This is a genomic window from Bacillus cereus group sp. BfR-BA-01522, assembly GCF_022662635.1.
Lineage (GTDB): Bacteria > Bacillota > Bacilli > Bacillales > Bacillaceae_G > Bacillus_A > Bacillus_A cytotoxicus.
This window is the reverse complement of the sequence record NZ_JAKUDY010000004.1, coordinates 305,045-321,366: the sequence shown is the minus strand read 5'-3', so window position 1 is coordinate 321,366 and position 16,322 is coordinate 305,045. Positions and strand designations below refer to the sequence as shown.

The following is a 16,322-nucleotide window of genomic DNA, read 5'->3' as shown; positions in this document are numbered from 1 at the left end:
AAAAAAGATGAACGAGTGCATTGTAATAAAATGCGGTGGAAGTATGTTAGAACGTTTGGATAGCACCTTTTTTCATTGTATAGAGAAATTGAAAAGAAAGTATCGCATTGTTATTGTTCATGGCGGAGGACCTGATATTGATAAAATATTAAAAAAACTTCAAATTCCAATTGAAAAGAAACACGGTTTACGAGTAACTTCACAAGAAGTTATGGAAGTGGTTCAAATGGTTTTATGCGGCAGTACAAATAAAAATTTAGTACAGAATTTTCAAAGGTATGGATTACCTGCAATTGGAATTTCTGGTTACGATGGAAAGTTGCTTCAGGCGAAGCCACTGAATAAGAAGATTGGTTATGTGGGAGAAGTGAGTAAAGTTGAGAGTTCCTTGCTAGAAGGAGTGCTTAATTTGAATTATATTCCAATTATTGCTCCGATAGGGATAGGGGAGGAGCAAGTGTACAACATAAATGCAGATATAGCAGCTGCTGGAATTGCAGCGGCACTTAGAGTAAAAGAACTTATTTTTATAACAGATGTTGATGGATTACTGTACGAAGGGAAATTAGTTAAGAAAACAGATGAGATAGAAATTCTTGACATGATAGAGAAAGAGATTATTACAGGTGGAATGATTCCAAAAGTACAGGCTGCACTTGTTGCGTTAAGAATGGGGATTCAAAGTGTAAGCATTGTCAATGGTACAAAAAATTTTATTGGATTAACCGGTGAATGGATTGGAACAACAGTAACAAGGGGGAGGTTGCAGTATGAATAGTTTGATTTTTCCGACATATATAAGGCGTGAAATAGAAATAGTAAAAGGAATTGGTACGAAAGTAATGGACAGAAGCGGAAAAGAATACTTAGATTTTACGTCTGGAATTGCCGTCTGCAATTTAGGACATTGTCACCCAAATCTTATCGAAAATGTAACGAAACAACTACACGAAATGTGGCACATATCTAATCTTTTCTCGCATTCTATTCAAGAAGATGTAGCAAGATTGTTAACGGAAGATAGAGAATTAAAATATGTATTTTTCTGTAATAGCGGTGCTGAGGCGAATGAAGCAGCATTGAAAATTGCGCGTAAATATACAGGGAAATCTCTTGTTTTAACATTTCAGCAGTCTTTTCATGGTCGAACATTTGGAACGATGAGTGCAACAGGACAAGAAAAGGTAAAAGAAGGATTTGGACCACTTCTTCCATCATTTTTACATCTTCCTTTCAATGATATAGCTGCTCTTAGAGAAGCGATGAATCAAGATGTAGCCGCAATTTTGGTTGAAATTGTTCAAGGAGAAGGTGGTGTTTTACTGGCTCATTGCGACTTCTTGCAAGAAATTGAAAAGTTATGTAAAGAATATGGAGCGCTTTGTATTATTGATGAGGTACAGACGGGAATAGGGAGAACAGGTACATTGTTCGCTTATGAACAGACAGGTCTATCTCCTGATATTGTAACAGTGGCAAAAGCATTAGGAAATGGAATTCCAGTTGGGGCCATGATAGGAAGAGAAGAGTTAGCGGTGGCTTTTACAGCAGGAACACATGGTTCAACATTTGGCGGGAATTATATTGCAATGGCTGCTACCAAAGCAGTATTACAACTTGCAAAACAACCATCATTTTTACAAGAGGTCAAAGAAAAAGGCGCGTATTTCTTGCAAAGGTTGAAACAAGAGTTGTTACACGTTGAAGACATTTGTGCTATTCGCGGGCGAGGACTTATGGTTGGGACTTCTTGTAAAAAGAATGTCTCATCTTATATTGAGCAATTAGAAAAAGAAGGACTTCTTGCACTGCAAGCTGGTTCCAATGTGTTACGGCTATTACCACCACTCATTGTTACAAAGGAAGAGTTAGAACAAGCCATATACATGATCAAAAAAGTAATCTGTACAAAAATATTACCATCTATATAAGGGGGAAATACGATGTCAATTGTACAAGTGCCGAAATTACAAACGAAACATGTATTAACTTTGGAAGAATTAACGCAAGAAGAAATCATTTCTGTAATTAAGTTTGCCATATATTTAAAAAAGAATAAACATGAACCTTTTTTAAAGGGAAAAATATTAGGGCTCATTTTTGATAAACAGTCTACACGTACACGTGTCTCCTTTGAAGCAGGAATGATGCAACTCGGTGGACATGGAATGTTTTTAAGTGGGAAAGACATGCAACTTGGACGAGGGGAAAGTATTGCTGATACGGCAAAAGTTTTATCAAAATATATTGATGGGATTATGATTCGTACCTTTTCACATGCAGATGTTGAAGAACTTGCAAAAAAGGCTAACATTCCTGTTATTAATGGATTAACAGATGACCACCATCCATGTCAAGCACTGGCCGACTTAATGACAATTTATGAAGAAGTTCGTACATTTAAAGGCATAAAACTAGCTTATATAGGTGATGGAAATAACGTATGCCATTCTTTATTAGTAGCGAGTGCAAAAGTAGGAATGGATATGGCAGTCGCAACACCAAGAGGTTATGAGCCAAACGGGAGAATGATACAAAAAGCATTAGAAATTGCTGAAGAGACTGGAGCAAAACTTGAATTTTTCCATGCCCCACAGCTAGCAGTAGCAGAAGCTGATTTTGTTTATACTGATGTTTGGATGAGTATGGGGCAAGAAGGCGCTCAAGAAAAAAAGGTAATATTTCAGCCATTTCAAATCAATTGTGAACTTGTCCAATATGCAAAGAAGACATATCGTTTTTTACATTGTTTACCTGCACACCGCGGGGAAGAAGTGACGAGTGAAATCATCGATGGTATGCACTCGATTGTTTTTACGCAAGCGGAGAATCGTTTGCATGCTCAGAAGGCTTTACTAGTAAGTATATTCGAGAACATGAAAGAACCTTCCTAGCATGGGAGGGTTTTTGTGTCATTTTAAAAAAATATAAAGTATGTTAAAGGGGAAATAATCGAACAAATAAGGAACAAAACATGTAAGCTCGTTTTGTTCGAAAGAGTGTCACATTCATTTTCCAATGTGAATATGTGTAAGAAAAGGAGGGGATTAGATGTACGATTACTATGGGAATCCAATCGATTCATATGTATATTATTATCCCGCTTTTATAAGGCAGCTACCGTATCAGTATGAACAGCCTTCTCAGGAACTAAGGCCGTATTTAACAACTTGGCCATATTCAAATGTATATTATGGTAACTATTATGAATCATAAAGCTGCTTCTTTCTGAAGCAGCTTTATACATTTGTTTTCAAAATTAAATTTTGAATCGTTTGAAGAGAGTGAATGAGTTGGTCGCGCTCTTCTTTAGATAATGTTTGAAAATTTTCTTTTAGTTTGTTTAAAATAAATTGCTGATATTGACTTACCATTAATTTCCCTTCAGATGTAAGAGAAATTAATATGACCCGTCGATCTTTTTCGCTATAATGACGCTCTATCAATTCCTCTTGAATTAATTTATTTAATAGAGGTGTCATATTGGGCCTTGAAATCGCTAAACGCTTTCCAATTTCTGATACTGTTAATGTACCGTGTTCATGTAATAGCAATAACACCTGTGTATGAGATGCTGGCATGTGCCTTTGAGAAGGAAATTCTCCAGGAAGCATAAATTTGCGATAAAAAAGAGGCACTAACGAAAGAAGATGATCAACAATACGTTCCCACTCGCGTGATTCCATATAAAGGCCTCCTTCCATGATTATTGTAACAAAAAAGGTATCGTATAAAAATAGGATTGTTTGGAGCTACCTTAATATTTATAGGACAATACTTGCTTTGTAAATATATTTGCGATAACTTCATAGCCTTTGTCATTTGGATGTACTTGATCATAGAGCAATTCTTTTTTATCATTTGATATTAACTTTCGAATCGGTACAACAATGGACGGTGGATTCGATTTTGAAATGGAGTAAACAGAATCATTCCAACCATCTAAAAACATATCTGCATACGAGGCGATAGAATCGTCAAGTTGCAAAGGGTTGTAGAGTTCAGAGAGAATGAGTAAAGCATTTGGATTCAGCGATCGAACTGTCTTCACAATTGTTTTTACATCCGCTTCAAACCGTGCTTTTTCTCTGTTTAACATTTTTATACCATCTATAACACCTACATCGCGCTTGAGACGAAATAAATTATTTCCTCCAATATTAATCGTAATTATATGTGCTTCTTTCATTTTTTGCTGTACATTTTCTGACTGCATCTTTTTGATGAGACGATCTGTTGTAAGACCGTTTACACCAAGGTTTTCTACATGGATCGGCTTATGGATTTGTTCTTCAATTTGTTTGGAAGCCAATTCTGCAAATCCTCCTTGAGTAGAACCATATCCTTTGGCAAGCGAGTCGCCTAGTACAAGATGATAAAATGAATCATTTGTTTGTTTATCAATCCAATGAGGGGGAGATGTTTCTGTTGTTTTTCCTCCATTTTCCTTTTGAATTGTCTCATCGTTCTTTTCAAAGTATGAATAAGAAATGATTAGAAGGAGGAGACAAACAATAATGAAGATGACTTTTTTCATAAATTTATCCTCCTTGTAATTGGTAATTGTATCATATTGAACAGTATAAGCAATGGAAGGATATATTATATTTTTCTGAAAAGTTTACAATAACTTTCCAGAAAATTTGTAGAAGTATGTCAAAAATTATTGACGATATGAAAGTATGTTCGATATGATAATGTCAGATAAGTGACGACATATCGCTCTATTAAGAAGAAAAAAGAGAGAAAGGTATTACAAGCTTATTGTATTTGGGACAATTTTATAAGGGGGATTTTTTGTGAAAAAATCAAAGAAGGTGTTAGCTGGAGCAACGCTTGCATTAGGTGTTATAGCCCCGCAAGTAGTACCAACCACTGCTCATGCGGAAGGACAGACAGAGGAGAGCACAGTTCATTTACGAATTTTAGAAACATCTGATATTCATGTGAACTTAATGAATTATGATTATTATCAAACGAAAACAGATAATAAAGTAGGGCTTGTTCAAACGGCAACACTTGTCAATCAAGCGCGTGAAGAAGTAAAAAACTCTGTTTTATTTGATGACGGAGATGCGATACAAGGAACACCGCTTGGGGACTATGTAGCGCAAAAAGGGTTGGATGGGAATTATATACATCCATTATATCGTGTAATGAATTTAATGAAGTATGACGTCATTTCTTTAGGAAATCATGAGTTTAACTATGGCTTAGATTATTTAAAGAAAGCAATTAGTAAGACTGAATTTCCAGTTGTGAATTCAAATGTGTATAAAGATGACCATGATGATAATGAAGAAAATGATGAAAATTACTTTAAGCCATATCATATTTTTGAAAAAGAAGTAGAAGATGAATCCGGTCAAAAGCATAAGGTGAAGATTGGGGTAATGGGATTTGTACCACCACAAATTATGAACTGGGATAAGGCGAATTTAGAAGGAAAAGTAAAAGCGAAAGATATCGTCCAAACAGCTAAGAAAATGGTTCCAAAAATGAAAGCAGAAGGTGCAGATATTATCGTTGCGCTAGCGCACTCTGGTGTGGATAAAAGCGGTTACAATACAGGGATGGAAAACGCTTCATTTTATTTAACAGAAGTTCCTGGTGTTGATGCAGTGTTGATGGGACACTCACATACAGTAGTCACAGATACATTTAACGGTGTACCTGTTGTAATGCCAGGTGTGTTCGGTAGCAACTTAGGCGTTATTGATATGCAGCTGAAAAAAGTAGATGGTAAGTGGCAAGTTCAAAAGGATAAATCTGTTCCAACAGTTCGCGCTATTGCAGATAGTAAAGGAAACGCATTAGTTAAATCTGACCAAAGGTTAGTTGACGAGATTAAGGAGGAACACGAAGCGACGATTCAATATGTTAATACACCTGTTGGGAAAACAACAGCGCCAATTAATAGTTATTTTTCACTTGTGCAAGACGATCCATCGGTCCAACTTGTGACACAGGCGCAGAAATGGTATGTAGAAAAGTTGTTTGCTGAAAATGGACAATATAGCAAGTATAAAGGCATTCCTATATTATCGGCAGGTGCACCATTTAAGGCAGGGGGAAGAAATGGTGCGACATATTATACAGATATTCCAGCGGGTACTCTAGCTATTAAAAACGTAGCCGATTTATATGTATATCCGAATACGTTATATGCTGTGAAAGTAAATGGTGCACAAGTAAAAGAATGGCTTGAAATGTCGGCAGGGCAGTTTAATCAAATTGACCCAGCTAAATCTGAAGAACAATCACTTGTTAATGTAAGCTATCCTACATATAATTTTGATATTTTAGATGGCCTGAAATATGAAATTGATGTTACACAACCAGCGAAGTACGATAAAGACGGAAAAGTGGTACATCCAACTGCAAATCGCATTATCAATATGACATATGACGGAAAACCGGTAACAGATGAACAAGAATTTATTGTTGCTACAAATAACTATCGTGGTAGCAGTCAAACATTCCCTGGTGTAAATAAAGGGGAAGTGGTGTATCAATCACAAGATGAAACGCGTCAAATTATTGTGAAATATATGCAAGAGACGCCAGTTATTAATCCAGCGGCAGATCAAAACTGGTCATTTAAGCCAATCAATGCTGAAAAGTTAAATATTACATTTGATTCTTCGCCAAATGCACAAAAGTATATTACGAAAGATGGAAACATTTCTTATGTTGGTCCATCGGAAAATGAATTTGCAAAATATGCAATTGACTTAACGAACAAGAAGGAAGAAGAGAAGCCGGTACCACCAGTAGCGGATGAAGGAAATAAAGAAGAGAAGCCGGTACCACCAGTAGCAGATGAAGGAAATAATGGAGATCAGGCGACAGCAGACGCTATCAATAAAAATGAAGATGTAACAACTACAAATGTAAGCGAAGATAAAGAAACAAATAAAATAGAACGAGATCTTCCAAAAACGGGAGCAAATGTTTTTTCAACAATTGGGGCAGGACTTGCTTTTATTGGAGCAGGTATGTTCATGTTATTTAGAAGAAAGAAAGCAAATAGATAAGTAAAAGAGGGTTACCGACGTGGTAATCCTCTTTTTACTTAAGAAATTGTCACAGATTTTTCTTTCTTCCAAGAAAGACCCAATCCTGTAAAGCCAACGATAATCGTGATAATTGGACATGCTAGGCAGAAGATGGAGTATGGAACGTAATCTATTGTGGGAACGCTGAGCACATTTGCCAAGAATACACCACTTACGCCCCAAGGTACAAGCGGATTAATAACTGTACCAGCATCTTCTAACACCCTTGATAAATTGCGACGCTTTAAGCCTACTTCATCATATTTATTAGCAAATGCTTGGCCTGTTAAAACGATGGATAAATATTGTTCACCGAGTAAGAAATTGACGCCGATTGCTGTTGAAGCAGTAGAAATAATTAAACGTGTACTCGTTTTGACGAAATGAGAAATCATGTTCATTAATTGTGTAATAATGCCCATACCTTGTAGTAAGCCGCCCATAGAAAGAGCTAGAAAAATAAGGGCAATGGACATCATCATACTTTGTAAACCACCGCGGGATAATAAGCTGTCAATGTCTTTTATTCCCGTCTTAGAAACATAACCTTCTTGCATAATTTTCATTAAATCAGCAAGTGAGGTACTTGGTTTGAAAAGAAAGAGAATGATAATACCTGCGACAATACCAGCAAGTAATGTTGGAACGGCCGGTACCCTTTTAAAAGCAAATATGAAGAGCAACAAAATAGGAATAAGTGTCACAATTGAAATGGTTGTATTTTTCTCTAGAACATTTATAAAGTTAGAAAAATCAACATCTCCTGCAGAGCCTTTTCCTAAAATAAAGAAGGCGATAAAGGCAATGATAAAAGCAGGAATTGTCGTCCAAAGCATGTTGCGAATATGCTCGAATAAGTCTACCCCAGTTACAGCTGGAGCTAAATTTGTTGTGTCTGATAAAGGTGACATTTTATCACCGAAGAAAGCTCCAGAAATAATTGCTCCTGCGATCAGTGCTGCGTCATAGCCAAGAGCAGTACCCATTCCCATAAATGCAAGTCCGACTGTTGCGGCTGTTGTAAAAGCACTACCAATACTTGTTCCAACAATTGCACAAACGACAAATACCGTTGGGATGAAGACCTTAGGTGATACGAGTCCAAATCCGTATACCATTAATGTTGGAATTGTTCCAGCTGCAATCCAAACGCTAATTAAAACACCAACGAGTAAGAAAATAAAAATAGATGGAATGCCCGCTGAAATACTACTTATCATACCTTTTTCCATAGTAGACCACGAAATCTTTTTCATAAATCCGAACGCTAATAACACAATAATGCCAAATAAAATAGGAATATGTGGTGATGTCTCTAGTCTAATAACGCTAAAACCGATACAAAAAAAGATTAGAACTGTTAAAAGAACTGATTCAATTTTTGAAACCATTGTTTGCCCCTCCTAATAAATGAAAAACATTCTTTTTTAATTAAAATTCGCCAATATTATATATTTCCTTCTAAAATATTAGAATTTTTTGACAAATACCGAGTGAGTGTTTGATAGCATAAAAAAACGCCCCTGCAAAATATGCAGGGACGAAAAAAACTCGCGGTACCACCCTAGCTTGTGAAAAAAAGATAACACAAAATAAGGGAGAAAAACGCACCATCAAAAATAAAAAACGCCCCTGCAAAATATGCAGGGACGAAAAACTCGCGGTACCACCCTAAATTGTGAAATGATTTATTTCACCACTCTGTAGAAGTAACGGTCTATTTACCGTCTTTTACTACTCCAAATGTTTCGTAAAAGAAGCTCCAGGGGGTAATTCATAATTCGCTCTGTACTAGTTTGCACCGACCACTAGCTCTCTGTAATCAAGAAACGAAATACTACTAAGTCCTATCAACGCCGAATTCATATGATGTTAGTTAAATTTTTAACACATATAGATCTTGTATGTCAATAAAAATAGGGATTATTTTTTATAGAAAATAAAGGAGAAAGTTTTATTATGATGAATTTGTTCGTTATAATGAATTTCGAGAGGAGGAGAGAAATGAAGAAAAAACTATTTCTTTTTACAGCCTTATTTATTTTAGTTGGAAGTGCAGGAATTTACACAGCTTTTGCTGCGACGCCAGATCAAACGAAACAAAAGAGCATAGAAACGAAAGGAAATCAGAAGGAAAATAGAGGAAAAATTGCTGAGAAATTAGGGGTATCAGTTGAAGGGAAGAGTGAGCAGGAAATTCAAGAAGAATTAAGTAAAGCAAGATATGAAAAGAGACATGAGTTATTAATCGAGCATGCAAAACAGCTTGGAATTGATACGGAAGGAAAGAAAGATGAGGAAATTATTCTGGAAATCGGTAAGATCCAGCATGGAAGATGAAACGACTTATCATAGGATAAGTCGTTCTTTTTTAAGAACGAATCATTGAAAAGGAATTGACAGAGATTTCTCTTTAATGTTAACTTTATTTGTAAATAAGTTAACATTAGGGGTGACAATTATGACAGTAAGTAGTCGTACACGAGAAAAAATACCGTATACATATGAAGAATTAGCGGAAAAGAATAAAGCGTATGTATGGCACCCATTTACACAAATGAAGGATTATATAGCAGAAGATCCAGTTATTATTGAAAGAGGTGAAGGGCGTAAATTGTATGATGTGCATGGTAACGCTTACTGGGATGGAGTTTCTTCCATTTGGCTTAATGTACATGGACATCACGTTCCAGAATTGGATGAAGCAATTCGTGAGCAATTAAATAAGATCGCTCATTCTACTATGTTAGGGCTTGCAAATGTACCGTCTATTTTACTTGCAGAAAAGGTTATTGAAGTTGTTCCAAAAGGGTTAAAAAAGGTATTTTATTCAGATTCAGGTTCGACAGCTGTTGAGATTGCAATTAAAATGGCGTTTCAATATTGGCAACATAAAGGGAAACCTAAAAAACAAAAGTTTATTACATTAAAAGAAGCATATCATGGTGATACGATTGGTGCTGTTTCTGTAGGAGCAATCGACTTGTTTCACCAAGTGTATCGCTCTCTTTTATTTCATGCAATCAAAATGCCTTATCCGTCTACATATCGTTCTCCTTATGGTAATAACGAGGAGGAAATCGTTCAAAAGCATTTGGAAGAAATGGAGGAATTATTGAAACAGAAACATGAAGAAATTGCAGCACTGATTGTAGAGCCTTTAATACAAGGGGCTGGCGGTATGATTACAATGCCAAAAGGGTATTTGAAAGGGCTTCGTGATTTATGTACAAAGTATCATATTTTATTTATTACAGATGAAGTAGCAACAGGATTTGGCCGTACAGGAAAAATGTTCGCCTGCGAGCATGAGGGAGTGACGCCGGATATATTAACAGCTGGAAAAGGATTAACTGGTGGATATTTACCGGTAGCGATTACCGTAACAACAGATGAGGTTTACAATGCTTTTTTAGGTGACTACGCAGAACAGAAAACCTTTTTTCATGGCCATAGTTATACAGGAAATCCACTAGGTTGTGCAGTAGCGATTGCAAATCTAGAACTTTATGAAAAAACAAATGTAGTACAAAACGTTGTAAAAAAGGCAGATTATGTAGCAAATAAATTGGCAGCGCTTTATGAGTATAAACATGTTGGTGATATTCGCCAACGTGGCTTGATGATTGGGATAGAACTTGTTGCAAATAGGGAAACAAAAGAGCCGTTTGAATGGACAGAGCGGGTAGGAGTAGAAGTATGTAAACGATCAAGAGAGCTTGGGATGATATTGCGCCCTCTTGGTAACACAATTGTATTCATGCCTCCGTTAGCATCTCAAATAGATGAACTAGATGAAATGTTACGCATTTTATATCAAGCAATTGCAGATATTACGGAGGGGAAATCATGAGTGGCTTTTTTATTACAGCAACGGATACCGAAGTAGGAAAAACAGTTGTTACAGGTGCAATAGCGGGGGGACTTAGAAAGCTTGGACATCATATAGGAGTATATAAACCGTTGCAAAGTGGTCATAGCGCTTCTCACCCAGAAGGTGATGCAGCTAGATTAAAGATGGCATCAGGAGTAGAAACAGCAGTGGATAAAATTTGTCCGTATTCGGTTGAAGAACCGCTTGCTCCAAGATTGGCAATGCAGCGTGCAGGAAGAACGGTAACATTGGCGGATATTACTTCTTATTATAATGAGCTAATGGCAGAGTTTGATAGTTTATTAGTAGAAGGGGCAGGGGGACTTGCTGTTCCTTATACAGAAGATGCACTCGTTGTTGATTTTGCTAAGCAATTAAAATTACCGCTTATCATTGTTGCGCGTCCCACATTAGGTACTGTCAATCATACTGTTTTAACAATCTCATATGCGAAAGCAAAAGGTTTGCAAGTTGCAGGTGTTATTTTATCGGGCTGTAAAGAAGATGAGAAAGAACGTGTACAAGAAAATAAAAAAATGATTGAAGAGTTAAGTGATGTGCCAGTTTTCGGTTTATTTCCAAAGATTCGGGAAGAATATACGCGCGATGAACTAATAAAAGCAGCAGAAGAGAGTATTCAGATTTCATATTTAGAGGAGTATATGAAAAATGGAACAAGCATGGAATTTACACTTTCACGCTAGTTTAAATCGTCTAAAAGAAAAGTCACAATACCGTGAAGTAGTGGTAACGAATCAAGCTGAAGAACCGTGGCTGATTCAGAACGGAGCGCGTATGCTGAATTTGGCATCGAATAATTATCTCGGTTTAGCGGGGGATAGTCGGTTAAAAGAAGCGGCTATTGAAGCGATAAGGACATATGGAGTAGGAGCGACGGCATCACGGCTTGTGATAGGAAACTATTCCCTTTATGAAGAGGTAGAAAAGAGTATTTGCGATTGGAAGCATACAGAGAAAGCGATGATTGTGAACAGTGGATATACAGCGAATGTTGGAGCCATTTCTTCTCTAATGGGACGCCATGATGTCATTTTCAGTGATAAATTAAATCATGCTAGTATTGTTGACGGAGTGAAACTGAGCGGTGCAAAGCAGAAACGATATCGTCATAATGATTTACATCACTTGGAGCAGCTACTACAAACAACACCTTCTGAAAAGAGAAAGTTAATTGTAACAGATACGGTGTTTAGTATGGAGGGAGATGTTGCTCATTTAAAAGAATTGATTGCATTGAAAGAGAAATATGGAGCACTTCTTATGATTGATGAAGCACATGCCAGTGGCATATACGGGGAACGCGGTGCTGGAATTGCGCATGTGGAGCCAGAGCTTTCTAAAAAAATTGATATTCATATGGGTACATTTAGTAAAGCGTTAGGTTGTTATGGGGCTTATTTAGCAGGAAATGAAGTTTGCATTGATTATATGAGAAACAAGATGAGAAGTTTTATTTTTACAACGGCATTGCCACCAGGGGTACTTGCCACTATACAGTGTGCAATTGCTATTGTGAAAGAAGACGAGGCAAGACGAAAAAGACTTTTAGAAAACGGTGCGTATTTTCGTAATGTGTTAAAAGAAGCTGGATATAACATTGGCAATAGTTCAACACATATTGTTCCGGTTATTGTAACGTCGAATGAAGCGGCGATACGCTTTAGTAGAAAAGTGCAAGAAGCTGGAATTGTAGCGATTGCAATTCGGCCACCAACTGTTCCGCATAATAGCTCGCGCATTCGATTTACAGTGACATCTGAGCATACAAAGTCTGATTTAGAGTGGGCGATTCGGCAAATTGTGAACATTGGAAAAGAAGAGGGGTTTGTGGAATGAAACAACTTAAGCTAATCTTTATCCCTGGATGGGGAATGGAAAAACAAGTATGGAGCCCAATCCTTTCACTTTTGCAGGAAAGTTTTGCCGAGTATATTGAGTGGCATGATGTAAAAGAAATCAATGAATTTGCAAAGCGGGTAGAAAAAGCTGCTGAAGGATACGATGTCATTTTAATCGGGTGGTCGCTTGGCGCGTTAGTTGCCCTTGAAGTATGTAACAATGTGAAAACAAAGGGAATGATTTTAATAAGTAGTACAGCAAAGTTTACAGTAGATGAAAGGTATAAACATGGCTGGAAACCTTCTTTTGTTGAGAGAATGAAAAGGAATATAAAAAAACGAAAGAATGAGACATTGAGCCGTTTTTATATAAGTATGTTTGCCGAAGAAGAGAGTGCTGTAAAAGAATCATTTGAAAATATGATAAAAGAATTTCAAGGTGATTCGACAGAGTCTTTACAAACAGGGCTCGATTATTTAATGAGAGCGGACATGAGGGAACGCTTAAAAGATGTAAATGTGCCAATGTTACTTTTACATGGAGAACAAGATTCCATTTGTCCTTTGCCTGCTGCTCATTACATAAAAGAAAAGACAAATGCAACACTTAAAGTGATTCATCAAGCGGGGCATGCCATTTGCATAACGAATTTTGAATATTGCGCAAATGAAATTAATAAATTCATAGAGGGGATACAAAATGATCAATAAAACATTGTTGCAAAAACGATTTAATAGAGCGGCTGTATCCTATGATCAATATGCCAATGTACAAAAGAAAATGGCTCGTCATTTACTTTCGCAGTTGGAAAAACGATATAGCAAAGCAGCGGCGATTCGAATTTTAGAACTTGGCTGCGGAACGGGATATATCACGGAGAAGCTTGTGCATTTATTTCCGAATGCACAGATTACAGCTATTGACTTCGCGGAGAGTATGATTGCTGTTGCGAAACAAAGACGCCATGTTGATGAAGTTACCTTTCGATGTGAAGATATTGAAAAGCTTATATTAGACGACTTCTATGATGTCATCATCTCCAATGCAACATTTCAATGGTTAAATGATTTGCAGGTGTCCCTTGTAAAGTTATATAAGCATTTAGCTGGAGAAGGCATCTTGTTATTTTCAACATTTGGAAATCGAACGTTCCAAGAACTCCATCGTGCTTTTGAACGAGCGAAAGAAGAAAAAAATATAAAAAGTCATGTATCAATTGGACAGCGCCTTTTTACAAAAGCGCAGTTGCAAAATATATGTTCCATAAAAAAAGGGAATGTTCATGTATCTGAAACATGTTACATAGAGAAATTTACTCATGTTAGAGACTTTTTTAAGTCGATTCGCAAAGTTGGTGCAACAAATAGTAATGAAGATACGTATTGTCAAAGTCCTTCTCTCTTTCGAGCGATGCTTCGCATATATGAGAGAGACTTTACGAAAGAAGGGAAGATTATAGCAACGTACCATGCTTTATTTGCGCACATAGAAAAAGAGGGGAAGAGGAGAAATGAAACAAATACAAACAAAAGTAGATTGGAAGAAAATTGCGTTTGAAGGGATAGAAGGAAAAAGGATAACGAAAGAGGATGCGTTAGCGATTTTAGAAGCAGATGATACAGAAGTATTAGATATTATGAATGCTGCATATATGATTCGTCATCATTATTTTGGTAAAAAAGTGAAATTAAATATGATTATTAATACGAAATCGGGATTATGTCCAGAAGATTGTGGTTACTGTTCTCAATCAATTGTTTCTGAAGCACCGATTGATAAGTATGCTTGGTTGACACAAGAAAAAATTGTTGAAGGAGCACACGAAGCAGTTCGCCGAAAAGCTGGGACATATTGTATTGTTGCATCTGGTCGCCGTCCAACAGACAAAGAGGTAAATCATGTCATTGGTGCGGTGAAAGAAATTAAAGAAACAACGGATTTAAAGATATGTTGTTGCTTAGGCTTTTTAAATGAGGATCAAGCAAAACGATTAGCCGAGGCCGGGGTTCACCGTTATAATCATAACTTGAATACACATGCGAATCATTATGATAATATTTGCTCCACACATACGTATGATGACCGAGTAGATACGGTAGAAAAAGCGAAGCAAGCGGGCATTTCTCCTTGTTCTGGTGCAATCTTTGGAATGGGAGAAACGAAAGAGGAGCGCGTGGAAATTGCTTTTGAGTTACAACGGCTAGATGCAGACTCTATTCCATGTAATTTTCTCGTCTCTGTAAAAGGCACTCCGTTTGAAGGGCGAAAAGAATTAACGCCAGTGGAATGTTTAAAAATATTAGCGATGATGCGTTTTGTAAATCCTTCCAAAGAAATTCGAATTTCTGGAGGCCGTGAACTAAATCTAAGATCTGTACAGCCGTTAGGATTATTTGCAGCCAATTCGATTTTCGTTGGAGATTATTTAACAACAGTAGGTCAAGAGCCAACAGCAGACTGGGAGATGATTCAGGACCTAGGATTTGAAATTGAGGAATGTGCGTTATAAGTAAGAAAAACCAAGCTTTTAGAGCAAGCTTGGTTTTTGTAATTAAAATGTAATAAAATGGAAATAAGGTTGTCTGGAAGCCTTTTGCTCCTGGAAATACAAAAGTTTGGCCGAATTTTCCAATCTAAAATGGTGCATAGTAAAAATGGAATTTACATTGGGTTGGAGGATTTTACATGCACAAGTATATATTGGCTATTATGACGACACTTATTTTAGTAAAAGCGATTAGTTCAGATCCTGTAAAAGCAGTGCAAACCCCTGAACAGAAGGAAATGCAACAAAGAATTGAACAACATTTTCGAACAAAGGCAGAACATTATGGGATTAAAACTGAGGGAAAAGATTTAAAAGTGGTAAGAAAAGAATTACATATTGTAGAGGAAGAAAAAAAGAGAGAAAATGTTTGGAAAACAGCACAAAATTTACGAATTAAGACAGAAGGGAAAACAATGGAAGAGTTAATTCGAGATATACGAAAGAAAGTAAGAAAATAAGGAATTCGACTTCATTTTGAGAAACATAAAAAAGAGGCAAACGCCTCTTTTTTATGCCCATTGTTTTGATAAATGAGCCATTTCAATTGCGGAAACTGCAGATTCATAGCCTTTATTTCCAGCTTTTGTCCCTGCGCGTTCAATTGCTTGTTCAATTGTTTCAGTAGTTAATACACCAAAAATAACGGGAATTTCTGTTTGTAGTGACAAAGATGCAACTCCTTTAGCAACTTCATTACAAACGTAGTCATAGTGTGATGTAGCCCCGCGAATAACAGTGCCGAGTGTAATCACTGCATCATACTTACCGCTATTTGCCATCTTTTTAGCGATGAGTGGAATTTCAAATGCACCTGGAACCCATGCGACATCAATATGAGTTTCTTCTACACCATGTCGTTTTAAGCCGTCTAATGCGCCCCCTAAAAGTTTGCTTGTAATAAATTCATTAAAACGTCCTACTACTACTCCAATTTTTAATCCTGTACCTACTAAATGACCTTCGAATACCATCATGATCTCTC

General features: G+C 36.8%; 17 protein-coding genes and 1 other annotated feature. Of the genes, 13 read left to right on the top strand and 4 right to left on the bottom strand.

Annotated features, from left to right (window positions below; translation table 11 throughout):
* The first annotated feature begins 7 nt into the window (after positions 1 to 7).
* The 4 genes from argB to MR059_RS08690 all read left to right on the top strand — a co-directional run bounded on the left by argB (position 8) and on the right by MR059_RS08690 (position 3,216).
* A complete protein-coding gene (argB, locus tag MR059_RS08705; protein WP_242161720.1) occupies positions 8 to 778 on the top strand; it encodes an acetylglutamate kinase in 771 nt (256 codons plus the stop codon).
* Complete coding sequence (locus tag MR059_RS08700) at positions 771 to 1,931, top strand: acetylornithine transaminase (RefSeq protein WP_012095285.1); 1,161 nt, start codon at positions 771 to 773, stop codon at positions 1,929 to 1,931. Before argB ends, MR059_RS08700 begins: the two co-directional genes overlap by 8 nt.
* A 12-nt stretch (positions 1,932 to 1,943) precedes the next feature.
* The gene (gene argF / locus MR059_RS08695) at positions 1,944 to 2,894 is read left to right on the top strand and encodes an ornithine carbamoyltransferase (RefSeq protein WP_012095284.1); all 951 of its coding nucleotides are present in this window, start codon (positions 1,944 to 1,946) and stop codon (positions 2,892 to 2,894) included.
* Between the two features lie 157 nt (positions 2,895 to 3,051).
* Positions 3,052 to 3,216 carry a hypothetical protein gene (locus MR059_RS08690; RefSeq protein ID WP_012095283.1) on the top strand — a complete coding sequence of 55 codons (165 nt, stop codon included), beginning with the start codon at positions 3,052 to 3,054 and terminating at the stop codon, positions 3,214 to 3,216.
* Between the two features lie 23 nt (positions 3,217 to 3,239).
* Here MR059_RS08690 and MR059_RS08685 read toward each other — a convergent pair whose 3' ends face one another.
* A complete protein-coding gene (locus tag MR059_RS08685; RefSeq protein WP_012095282.1) occupies positions 3,240 to 3,686 on the bottom strand; it encodes a MarR family winged helix-turn-helix transcriptional regulator in 447 nt (148 codons plus the stop codon).
* A gap of 71 nt (positions 3,687 to 3,757) precedes the next feature.
* Positions 3,758 to 4,537, bottom strand: a complete 780-nt coding sequence (locus MR059_RS08680) for a GDSL-type esterase/lipase family protein (protein WP_012095281.1) — start codon at positions 4,535 to 4,537, stop codon at positions 3,758 to 3,760.
* 262 nt (positions 4,538 to 4,799) lie between these two features.
* Between MR059_RS08680 and cpdB the strand changes: the two genes are divergently transcribed.
* On the top strand, positions 4,800 to 7,037 hold the full coding sequence (gene cpdB / locus MR059_RS08675; RefSeq protein ID WP_012095280.1) for a bifunctional 2',3'-cyclic-nucleotide 2'-phosphodiesterase/3'-nucleotidase: 2,238 nt from the start codon (positions 4,800 to 4,802) through the stop codon (positions 7,035 to 7,037).
* 38 nt (positions 7,038 to 7,075) lie between these two features.
* On the opposite strand, the gene nhaC is transcribed toward cpdB, so the two are convergent.
* A complete protein-coding gene (gene nhaC, locus MR059_RS08670) occupies positions 7,076 to 8,449 on the bottom strand; it encodes a Na+/H+ antiporter NhaC (RefSeq protein WP_012095279.1) in 1,374 nt (457 codons plus the stop codon).
* A 251-nt stretch (positions 8,450 to 8,700) separates the two neighbouring features.
* Positions 8,701 to 8,921, bottom strand: a binding site (T-box leader).
* Between the two features lie 117 nt (positions 8,922 to 9,038).
* Between nhaC and MR059_RS08665 the strand changes: the two genes are divergently transcribed.
* From MR059_RS08665 to MR059_RS08630, 8 genes are all read left to right on the top strand, one after another.
* Positions 9,039 to 9,398, top strand: coding sequence for a hypothetical protein (locus MR059_RS08665; protein WP_081428439.1), 360 nt, complete (start codon positions 9,039 to 9,041; stop codon positions 9,396 to 9,398).
* A 76-nt stretch (positions 9,399 to 9,474) separates the two neighbouring features.
* The gene (gene bioA / locus MR059_RS08660; protein ID WP_012095277.1) at positions 9,475 to 10,911 is read left to right on the top strand and encodes an adenosylmethionine--8-amino-7-oxononanoate transaminase; all 1,437 of its coding nucleotides are present in this window, start codon (positions 9,475 to 9,477) and stop codon (positions 10,909 to 10,911) included.
* The gene (gene bioD, locus MR059_RS08655; protein ID WP_242161719.1) at positions 10,908 to 11,636 is read left to right on the top strand and encodes a dethiobiotin synthase; all 729 of its coding nucleotides are present in this window, start codon (positions 10,908 to 10,910) and stop codon (positions 11,634 to 11,636) included. The genes bioA and bioD overlap by 4 nt, the downstream gene beginning before the upstream one ends.
* Complete coding sequence (bioF, locus tag MR059_RS08650; RefSeq protein ID WP_242161718.1) at positions 11,602 to 12,789, top strand: 8-amino-7-oxononanoate synthase; 1,188 nt, start codon at positions 11,602 to 11,604, stop codon at positions 12,787 to 12,789. Before bioD ends, bioF begins: the two co-directional genes overlap by 35 nt.
* Positions 12,786 to 13,502: an alpha/beta fold hydrolase gene (locus MR059_RS08645; protein WP_087099072.1), complete on the top strand. Its 717-nt coding sequence runs from the start codon at positions 12,786 to 12,788 to the stop codon at positions 13,500 to 13,502. Before bioF ends, MR059_RS08645 begins: the two co-directional genes overlap by 4 nt.
* Positions 13,492 to 14,349: a malonyl-ACP O-methyltransferase BioC gene (bioC, locus tag MR059_RS08640; protein ID WP_242161717.1), complete on the top strand. Its 858-nt coding sequence runs from the start codon at positions 13,492 to 13,494 to the stop codon at positions 14,347 to 14,349. The genes MR059_RS08645 and bioC overlap by 11 nt, the downstream gene beginning before the upstream one ends.
* On the top strand, positions 14,303 to 15,301 hold the full coding sequence (gene bioB, locus MR059_RS08635) for a biotin synthase BioB (protein WP_242161716.1): 999 nt from the start codon (positions 14,303 to 14,305) through the stop codon (positions 15,299 to 15,301). Before bioC ends, bioB begins: the two co-directional genes overlap by 47 nt.
* 176 nt (positions 15,302 to 15,477) lie before the next feature.
* Positions 15,478 to 15,798 carry a hypothetical protein gene (locus tag MR059_RS08630; RefSeq protein ID WP_242161715.1) on the top strand — a complete coding sequence of 107 codons (321 nt, stop codon included), beginning with the start codon at positions 15,478 to 15,480 and terminating at the stop codon, positions 15,796 to 15,798.
* A 51-nt stretch (positions 15,799 to 15,849) separates the two neighbouring features.
* Here MR059_RS08630 and ribH read toward each other — a convergent pair whose 3' ends face one another.
* A complete protein-coding gene (gene ribH, locus MR059_RS08625; RefSeq protein WP_041809990.1) occupies positions 15,850 to 16,311 on the bottom strand; it encodes a 6,7-dimethyl-8-ribityllumazine synthase in 462 nt (153 codons plus the stop codon).
* Positions 16,312 to 16,322 lie beyond the last annotated feature (11 nt).

Excerpts from the sequence above, each read along its gene's own strand:
- bioA (WP_012095277.1), top strand. The coding sequence starts at position 9,475 with ATGTTAACTTTATTTGTAAATAAGTTAACATTAGGGGTGACAATTATG.
- argB (WP_242161720.1), top strand. The coding sequence starts at position 8 with ATGAACGAGTGCATTGTAATAAAATGCGGTGGAAGTATGTTAGAACGT.
- bioB (WP_242161716.1), top strand. The coding sequence starts at position 14,303 with ATGAAACAAATACAAACAAAAGTAGATTGGAAGAAAATTGCGTTTGAA.
- MR059_RS08630 (WP_242161715.1), top strand. The coding sequence starts at position 15,478 with ATGCACAAGTATATATTGGCTATTATGACGACACTTATTTTAGTAAAA.
- argF (WP_012095284.1), top strand. The coding sequence starts at position 1,944 with ATGTCAATTGTACAAGTGCCGAAATTACAAACGAAACATGTATTAACT.
- ribH (WP_041809990.1), bottom strand. The coding sequence starts at position 16,311 with ATGGTATTCGAAGGTCATTTAGTAGGTACAGGATTAAAAATTGGAGTA.
- MR059_RS08690 (WP_012095283.1), top strand. The coding sequence starts at position 3,052 with ATGTACGATTACTATGGGAATCCAATCGATTCATATGTATATTATTAT.
- MR059_RS08680 (WP_012095281.1), bottom strand. The coding sequence starts at position 4,537 with ATGAAAAAAGTCATCTTCATTATTGTTTGTCTCCTCCTTCTAATCATT.
- MR059_RS08700 (WP_012095285.1), top strand. The coding sequence starts at position 771 with ATGAATAGTTTGATTTTTCCGACATATATAAGGCGTGAAATAGAAATA.
- MR059_RS08685 (WP_012095282.1), bottom strand. The coding sequence starts at position 3,686 with ATGGAATCACGCGAGTGGGAACGTATTGTTGATCATCTTCTTTCGTTA.
- bioD (WP_242161719.1), top strand. The coding sequence starts at position 10,908 with ATGAGTGGCTTTTTTATTACAGCAACGGATACCGAAGTAGGAAAAACA.
- bioF (WP_242161718.1), top strand. The coding sequence starts at position 11,602 with ATGGAACAAGCATGGAATTTACACTTTCACGCTAGTTTAAATCGTCTA.
- MR059_RS08665 (WP_081428439.1), top strand. The coding sequence starts at position 9,039 with ATGAATTTCGAGAGGAGGAGAGAAATGAAGAAAAAACTATTTCTTTTT.
- MR059_RS08645 (WP_087099072.1), top strand. The coding sequence starts at position 12,786 with ATGAAACAACTTAAGCTAATCTTTATCCCTGGATGGGGAATGGAAAAA.
- nhaC (WP_012095279.1), bottom strand. The coding sequence starts at position 8,449 with ATGGTTTCAAAAATTGAATCAGTTCTTTTAACAGTTCTAATCTTTTTT.
- bioC (WP_242161717.1), top strand. The coding sequence starts at position 13,492 with ATGATCAATAAAACATTGTTGCAAAAACGATTTAATAGAGCGGCTGTA.